Origin of the sequence: Thermosynechococcus sp. OHK43 (genome assembly GCF_014466085.1) — a bacterium.
Taxonomy (GTDB): domain Bacteria; phylum Cyanobacteriota; class Cyanobacteriia; order Thermosynechococcales; family Thermosynechococcaceae; genus Thermosynechococcus.
Genome location: NZ_JACOMP010000060.1, coordinates 1 through 7,136, shown reverse-complemented (window position 1 = coordinate 7,136; position 7,136 = coordinate 1). Strand labels below are relative to the sequence as shown.

The following is a 7,136-nucleotide window of genomic DNA, read 5'->3' as shown; positions in this document are numbered from 1 at the left end:
TCTCAGTGAGGGACAAGGTCATTTGGCGATCGCTGAGGCGTTGCTGCAACCGCTGCACCTGCAATTGAACAATTTGCCGCAATTGATCCTTGCGCAAGCTGTGGAAGATGATAAATTCATCCACGCGGTTGAGGAATTCCGGTCGGAAGTGGGCCCGCATTGCCTCCATAACACGGTTGTACATTTCTGTGTAGCGACTGTCATCGCCGGCCACATCGAGAATGTACTGGGAACCAATATTGCTGGTCATGATGATGATCGTGTTCTTAAAGTCCACCGTGCGCCCTTGGGAATCAGTGACGCGGCCATCATCAAGAATTTGCAGAAACACGTTGAAGACATCAGGATGGGCTTTTTCGATCTCGTCGAAGAGAACCACAGCATAGGGACGGCGGCGAATAGCTTCCGTGAGTTGACCGCCTTCGTCATAGCCCACATAACCAGGAGGTGCCCCAATCAACCGAGACACGGCATGTTTTTCCATGTACTCGGACATATCAATGCGCACCAGCGCCTCTTCGGTGTCAAACATAAAGGCTGCCAAGGCCTTAGCCAATTCCGTTTTACCGACACCCGTTGGCCCCAGGAAGATGAAGCTGGCAATGGGACGATTGGGATCCGCTAGCCCGGCACGGGAGCGCTGAATGGCCTCCGCGACGGCGGTGACCGCCTCATCCTGACCAATCACCCGTTTGTGCAGCTCTTCTTCAAGGTGCAGCAGTTTTTGGGCTTCCGACTCCACCAGTTTGCTCACGGGGATGCCAGTCCATTTGGAGATGATTTCAGCAATGTCGGCCTCGGTCACTTCATCCCGCAATAGGGAGTGACCCCCCACTTGAATCTCCCGCAGTTTGGCTTCGGCTTCCGCCAGTTTTTTGTGGAGTTCTGTGAGTTTACCGTATTTGAGTTCGGCGGCACGGTTGAGGTCGTAGTTGCGTTCCGCTTGTTGGATCTCGATGTTGACTTTTTCGATCTCCTCTTTGATGGCTTGGAGACGGTCAATAACTTCTTTTTCCGCTTGCCACTGGGCATTGAGACGGCTTTGCTCCTCCTTGAGGTCGGCTAGCTCTCTTTCGAGTTTCTCAAGGCGATCGCGGGAAGCAGCCGAGGTTTCCTTTTGTAGCGAGAGCCGCTCCATCTCCAATTGCAGGATTTTGCGGTCAATCTCATCCAGTTCCTCAGGTTTCGAGGTGATTTCCATTTTTAATTTGGCCGCCGCTTCATCCACCAAGTCAATGGCTTTGTCGGGCAAGAAGCGATCGCTAATGTAGCGGGCGGAGAGGGTCGCCGCTGCCACCAAGGCGGTATCGGAAATTTTTACACCATGGTGGATCTCATAGCGTTCCTTGAGACCCCGCAAAATGGAGATGGTGTCCTCCACACTGGGTTGATCCACATAGACCTGCTGGAAGCGCCGTTCAAGCGCCGCATCCTTCTCAATGTATTTGCGGTACTCATCTAGGGTGGTGGCGCCAATGCAGCGCAGTTCCCCCCGTGCCAGCATTGGTTTGAGGAGGTTGCCGGCATCCATGGCTCCTTGGGTTGCCCCTGCGCCAACAACGGTGTGAATCTCATCAATGAAGAGAATGATTTGACCGTTGGAATCTGTGACTTCCTTGAGAACAGCTTTCAGGCGCTCTTCAAATTCACCGCGATACTTGGCACCGGCAATCAAGGCGCCCATGTCCAGGGCAATCAACTGGCGATCGCGCAGGGAATCGGGCACATCCCTCGCCACAATCCGCTGGGCAAGGCCTTCAGCAATCGCGGTTTTCCCCACCCCCGGCTCACCAATCAGGACGGGGTTATTTTTGGTGCGCCGTGAGAGAATCTGAATCACGCGGCGAATTTCATCATCGCGGCCAATCACCGGATCCAGTTTCCCTTGGCGAGCCAAGAGGGTCAGATCACGGCCATATTTTTCCAGTGCCGCATATTTACCCTCTGGGTTTTGATCCGTAACTTTTTGGGAGCCACGAATTTGCTGAATCGTTTCCCGCAGCACTTTTTCGGTAAGGCCAATGTCCTGAAAGAGTTTCTTGCCAAAGCGATCGTCTTCGGCAAAGGCCAACACCAAGTGCTCAATTGAGATAAACTCATCGCCAAACTGTTTGCGTGCCTCTTCGGCGCGATCGAGAAGCTTGTCGAGGCTCTGTCCAAGGTAGACGCCGCTGGGATGACTGATTTTTGGCTGACGGCTAATAAACTCGTCGGTCAGATCCCGGATTCGCTGCACCGAACAGCCAGCTTTTTGGAAAATTTGTGTCGCCAGTCCCTCTTGCTCTAGCAGCGATTTCATCAGGTGTTCACTTTCCAGATTCTGATGCTGTGCCTGCTTGGCCAGATCCGGCGTGCGGGCGATCGCTGCCCATGCTTTTTCGGTAAATTGATTTGGATTGGATGGTTGCATAGCTGACCCTTTGACCCGTTTTTACAGTTTATAACTATTTATATTGTATGGATTGCAAGAAAAACCCTTTTTCGGACTTCCCTACTCTACCGGTAGAATTAGCCACCCAAGGGTAGTTCTAGCCTAGCTTTTATGCAGAGCCTTGTGGAGCACAGGGATTCTTCCTTTGGGAATACCCCCAGTTTCTCTTAAGATGTAAGGTGCTTGAACTTTGGCAACGCGAGCTATGACGAACTCTCCTATAACTCCTATAACTGAGCCATCCCCCCGTCAAGAGTCCGTTCTGCGCTATAGGGTGCTGGGATCCCGTCGCCCTAGTAACTACTTTTGGGCAACAGCGGTCTCCATTGGTGGCCTTGGTTTCTTTCTAGCTGGCCTCTCTAGCTACTTGCACCGCAACCTCTTGCCCATCGGCAACCCAATTGATTTGGTCTTTATTCCCCAAGGGATTGCCATTGGCTTTTATGGGCTGGCGGCGCTTCTGTTGGCAACCTATTTGTGGCTGGCGATCGCCTGGGATGTGGGCGGTGGCTTTAATGAGTTCAACAAAGAAACGGGCTTTGTGCGCATTTTTCGCTGGGGCTTCCCCGGTAAAAACCGCCAAATTGAGGTAAGCTGCCCCATTGGCGATGTCCAAGCTGTGAAAATTGTCATTAAAGAGGGACTCAACCCAAAGCGGGCCCTCTACCTGAAGATAAAAGGCCGGGGTGAAGTCCCCTTGACTCGCGTGGGCACCCCCCTGCCCTTGGCTGAATTGGAAACCCAGGGAGCAACGATCGCCAGCTTTTTGGGGGTTCCCGTCGAGGGATTGTGATTTTAGTCTTCGTGATCGTCGAAGGGATCCGCTAGCTCCTTTGAGGGGGGGCCAAAAGAAAGATAGATGGAGTAACCAGTCACACCAATGCAGACGGCAGCGAGAGCAATGCTAAGAACTGTTGCAGGTTCCATAGAAGCGTACTAAATGGGAGCAAGATATGCTTCTATAATATTACGAAACATTAAAACGCTGTTCATTTCGTTCAAAAAAGGAATTTATGGCACGACGGACTTGGCTCGGGGATATTCTCCGCCCCTTGAACTCTGAATACGGTAAAGTCGCTCCCGGTTGGGGTACCACGCCCCTGATGGCGGTCTTTATGGGGCTATTTTTGGTCTTTTTGCTGATCATTCTGGAAATCTATAACTCAACACTGATCATCGATGGTGTTAACGTGAGTTGGAAAGCACTGGGATAATCCATGAACGTTTTTGGGATCGGTCTGCCGGAACTCATCGTCATTTTGGTGGTGGCACTGCTCATCTTTGGCCCGAAGAAGTTGCCGGAAATTGGCCGCAGTCTTGGCAAAACAAAGCGCGCCTTTGAGGAAGCCTCCCGCGAATTCCAAGATGAAATGAAGCGGCAGACCGCTGCCCTCGAGGAGGAACAACAGGCCAAGGCAGAGGCTGAATCGCCTCGGGAAACCTCCCTTTAGGTGGCATGGCACTCCAGCCCTGTGTCATTGTTGGCCTTGGAAATCCAGGAATAGAGTACGCCACAACTCGCCACAATGTTGGTTTTCGTGTCCTCGATGCCCTAGCAGAGCGCTATAGGGTGCAGCTGACCCAGCAGCGGCGCTTCTTGGGGGAGGTAGGGGAGGTGTTAATTCATGGTCAAAAGGTGCGCCTCCTCAAGCCCACCACCTATATGAATAGCTCGGGGCAATCTCTTTATGCCCTGTTGAACTTTTATAAGCTGCCCCTCGAACGAACCCTTGTGGTCTATGATGATGCTGATTTGCCCCTGGGGCGGCTGCGCTTGCGCCTGAGTGGCTCAGCGGGGGGACACAACGGGATGAAATCCATTATTCAGCATTGTCATTCCCAACAGTTTCCTCGCCTGAAGGTGGGCATTGCCTTTGGCGATCGCCTGAAGCAGCAAATGGGACCTCGCAACGCTGTGCCCTTTGTTTTGGGACATTTTTCAGCCACTGAACTGGCTATTTTACCCGCTGTGCTTGACCTTGCTGTGGATGCGATTGAGTTGAGTATTCAGTCTGGGGTTGAAGTGGCCATGAATCTCTACAACGGCAAAAGTATTCCCCTACCCCAATCCTGAACCCACAACTGGAGGTCTGAGGGTAAAGCAGATCCCAAGTTAGATTAAAGACAGGTGTTTTCGGTGCAAAGTATGGACATTGGCGAAAGTGTGCGCATGGCGATCGCCACCCTCAAGGCCAATCGGCTCCGCAGTGGCCTAACGATGTTGGGCATTATCATTGGCAATGCGGCAGTGATTGCCATGGTCGGTGTGGGTCAGGGGGCACAGCGCTATGCCGCTAGCCAGTTTGAATCCTTGGGACCCAATACACTCTTTATTGTGCCGGGGACCCCCCAAGCCCGTAACCGCACGTTTAATGTGCCACAAACCCTTGTCCTGGAGGATGCCAAGGCGATCGCCACCCAAGTGCCCACGGTCAAGGAAGTGGCACCGCAAATCCAAGTGCAACAACGGGTAACCTATCGCGGCCGCAACACCAATGTGCTGATTGTGGGTACCACCCCGACCTTTCCCTCAGTGCGCAGCTTTACTGTGGCGCAGGGGCGCTTTATCTCTAATGAGGATATGGAACGGCATCGCCGCGTCGTGATTTTAGGCTCGGATTTGGCGAAGAAGCTCTTTATCAACGAGAATCCTGTGGGTCAGCAGGTGCGGATTAAGAATCTTTCCTTTGAGGTGATTGGTGTCATGGCTGAAAAGGGCGCCTTCCTCGGCAATAATCAGGATGAGGCGGCCTACATTCCCATTACGACGATGTCTTCCCGCATTGTTGGGCAGCGCTCTCCCTATGGAATTTCTTTAACCTTTATCTCGGTGTCTGCCCGCGATGAGCAAAGCATTGATGCTGCTAAGTTTCAGATAACTAACCTACTGCGGCTGCGGCATCAAATTGTGGATGAGGATGATTTTACTATTCAAACTCAAAAGGAAGCCCTGCAAATTATCGGCAATATCAGCAATGCCCTGACCTTGATGTTGGCGGCGATCGCTGGCATTTCGCTGCTGGTGGGGGGTATTGGCATTATGAACATTATGCTGGTGTCCGTCACAGAACGTACCCAAGAAATTGGCCTGCGCAAGGCCATTGGTGCTACTCAGCGGGATATACTGGCACAGTTTATGATTGAGGCGATGATCCTCTCTGCCCTCGGTGGCCTAATTGGTACTGGCCTCGGTGTGGGCGGTGTCATGCTGGTGGCGATCCTAACCCCCCTCCAGGCTGGTGTTGCCCCCGTTGCTGTGGCTCTGGCTGTCGGTGTTTCGGGCAGTATTGGCCTCTTCTTTGGGGTGGTTCCCGCTCAGCGGGCGGCGCGGCTGGATCCGATTGTTGCCCTGCGCAGTGTTTAGCAGTGTTTAAGAGTACCCTTGGGAAATTGCAGATGGAAACGACAACGCTGGATTGGATGGCTGGCGGCCTAGCGATCGCCATTGTCATTGGTGGTCTGTTGATGATGTTTACCAATCTTTGGACGCGGCGATGACCCTGCGGCAAGGCTTGACCTACCTACTGTTGGGGGCGATCGCGATTGCTATGCTCCTCCCGTTGGTATGGCTCACCAGTACCGCCTTTAAGTCTGCCAATGAAGATATTTTTGCCTTTCCGCCCCGCTGGCTGCCCGCCGAACCCACATTGGCAAATGTTGTGACGGTTTGGCAAACGAATCCCTTTGGCCAGTACCTGTTCAACAGTACACTGGTGGCGGTTTTAACGGTGGCCTGTAATCTCCTGACTTCAGCCTTGGCCGCCTATCCCTTGGCACGGCTGTCCTTTCGCGGGCGGGAGGTGATTTTTACCGCCATTTTGGCCACGATCATGATTCCCTTTCAAATCATCATGATTCCCCTGTTTATTTTGGCGGTGCAGTTGGGTCTGCGCAATACCTATCTGGGAATAATGCTGCCGAGTTTGGCTTCTGCCTTTGGTATCTTTCTATTGCGGCAGGCTTTTATGGCAGTGCCCAAGGAACTAGAGGAGGCGGCTCGCCTCGATGGCTGCTCAGAATTGGGGCTGTGGTGGTTTGTGATGCTGCCTGCTATTCGCCCTGCCCTCGTTACCCTTGGGATTTTTGTTTTTATTGGCGCTTGGAGTGATTTTCTCTGGCCGCTGTTGGTTTTGGATCAACCGGAACTTTATACGCTCCCCATTGGTGTGGTGACCTTGGCGGGCACGTTTTCCTTGGATTGGCGACTCATTGCCGCTGGCTCAGTGATTTCCATTGTGCCCGTGTTCATTGTATTTATTTTCTTGCAGCGATATATAATTCCCTCACACACTGGTGCTGGCCTGAAGGGTTAACTTCTTAGGCTGCGATAGCGACTCCTCTGGCGGTGAGCATGTTGGCGGAAGAAGGTTTGAATTTCCGCTGCTCGGCCAAGGGCAATGAGGGTATCCCCCGCCGCTAGGGGCAGGGTTAAGGGGGGATGGGTCACCAAGGTGCCGTTGGGATGGCGAACAGCGACAATAATAAAGCGCCCGCGGCCTTCTGCTTCCACATCGGCGATCTCTAGCCCTGCTAGGGGCGACTCTGGGGGCAGCGTAAACTCCTCAATTTGGAGATCAAGCTGGCTGAGCAGCTCAATGAGGTGACTGCGCTCCTCTTTTTCCTCCAGAAAATCCAAGACTGTGGGGCGAGTAATGAGCTGTACCATGCGCTGGGCGCTGATACTCGAGGGCAAGACCACATGATC

At 52.9% G+C, this 7,136-nt stretch carries 9 protein-coding genes; 6 read left to right on the top strand and 3 right to left on the bottom strand.

What is annotated here, in order from left to right; genetic code table 11:
- On the bottom strand, positions 1-2,410 hold a 2,410-nt coding region (gene clpB / locus H8Q75_RS02760), incomplete at its 3' end, for an ATP-dependent chaperone ClpB (RefSeq protein ID WP_297040304.1).
- A 226-nt stretch (positions 2,411-2,636) separates the two neighbouring features.
- On the opposite strand from clpB, the gene H8Q75_RS02755 reads away from it, so the two are divergent.
- Positions 2,637-3,224, top strand: a complete 588-nt coding sequence (locus tag H8Q75_RS02755; protein WP_024124250.1) for a photosystem I assembly protein Ycf4 — start codon at positions 2,637-2,639, stop codon at positions 3,222-3,224.
- Positions 3,225-3,226: 2 nt separating this feature from the next.
- Here H8Q75_RS02755 and psbN read toward each other — a convergent pair whose 3' ends face one another.
- Positions 3,227-3,358: a photosystem II reaction center protein PsbN gene (gene psbN / locus H8Q75_RS02750; protein ID WP_011057227.1), complete on the bottom strand. Its 132-nt coding sequence runs from the start codon at positions 3,356-3,358 to the stop codon at positions 3,227-3,229.
- Positions 3,359-3,444: 86 nt separating this feature from the next.
- Here psbN and psbH point away from each other — a divergent pair, with 86 nt between their 5' ends.
- The 5 genes from psbH (at position 3,445) to H8Q75_RS02725 (ending at position 6,744) form a co-directional block, all read left to right on the top strand.
- Positions 3,445-3,645 carry a photosystem II reaction center protein PsbH gene (gene psbH, locus H8Q75_RS02745; protein ID WP_024124249.1) on the top strand — a complete coding sequence of 67 codons (201 nt, stop codon included), beginning with the start codon at positions 3,445-3,447 and terminating at the stop codon, positions 3,643-3,645.
- Positions 3,646-3,648: 3 nt separating this feature from the next.
- Entirely contained in the window at positions 3,649-3,882 is a 234-nt protein-coding gene (locus H8Q75_RS02740) for a TatA/E family twin arginine-targeting protein translocase (RefSeq protein WP_024124248.1), read from the top strand.
- A 5-nt stretch (positions 3,883-3,887) separates the two neighbouring features.
- Positions 3,888-4,505: an aminoacyl-tRNA hydrolase gene (gene pth, locus H8Q75_RS02735; RefSeq protein ID WP_024124247.1), complete on the top strand. Its 618-nt coding sequence runs from the start codon at positions 3,888-3,890 to the stop codon at positions 4,503-4,505.
- Between the two features lie 72 nt (positions 4,506-4,577).
- Positions 4,578-5,795: an ABC transporter permease gene (locus H8Q75_RS02730; protein ID WP_041428988.1), complete on the top strand. Its 1,218-nt coding sequence runs from the start codon at positions 4,578-4,580 to the stop codon at positions 5,793-5,795.
- Between the two features lie 130 nt (positions 5,796-5,925).
- Complete coding sequence (locus tag H8Q75_RS02725; RefSeq protein WP_024124245.1) at positions 5,926-6,744, top strand: carbohydrate ABC transporter permease; 819 nt, start codon at positions 5,926-5,928, stop codon at positions 6,742-6,744.
- On the opposite strand, the gene H8Q75_RS02720 is transcribed toward H8Q75_RS02725, so the two are convergent.
- Positions 6,741-7,136: TrkA C-terminal domain-containing protein (locus tag H8Q75_RS02720; protein WP_297040295.1), on the bottom strand; the 396-nt coding region annotated here is incomplete at its 5' end. The two genes, H8Q75_RS02725 and H8Q75_RS02720, sit on opposite strands and share 4 nt — an antisense overlap.

What these genes read in the sequence shown, in the direction of transcription:
- H8Q75_RS02755 (WP_024124250.1), top strand. Translation starts at nt 2,637, where the DNA reads ATGACGAACTCTCCTATAACTCCTATAACTGAGCCATCCCCCCGTCAA.
- H8Q75_RS02740 (WP_024124248.1), top strand. Translation starts at nt 3,649, where the DNA reads ATGAACGTTTTTGGGATCGGTCTGCCGGAACTCATCGTCATTTTGGTG.
- psbH (WP_024124249.1), top strand. Translation starts at nt 3,445, where the DNA reads ATGGCACGACGGACTTGGCTCGGGGATATTCTCCGCCCCTTGAACTCT.
- H8Q75_RS02730 (WP_041428988.1), top strand. Translation starts at nt 4,578, where the DNA reads ATGGACATTGGCGAAAGTGTGCGCATGGCGATCGCCACCCTCAAGGCC.
- pth (WP_024124247.1), top strand. Translation starts at nt 3,888, where the DNA reads ATGGCACTCCAGCCCTGTGTCATTGTTGGCCTTGGAAATCCAGGAATA.
- H8Q75_RS02725 (WP_024124245.1), top strand. Translation starts at nt 5,926, where the DNA reads ATGACCCTGCGGCAAGGCTTGACCTACCTACTGTTGGGGGCGATCGCG.
- psbN (WP_011057227.1), bottom strand. Translation starts at nt 3,358, where the DNA reads ATGGAACCTGCAACAGTTCTTAGCATTGCTCTCGCTGCCGTCTGCATT.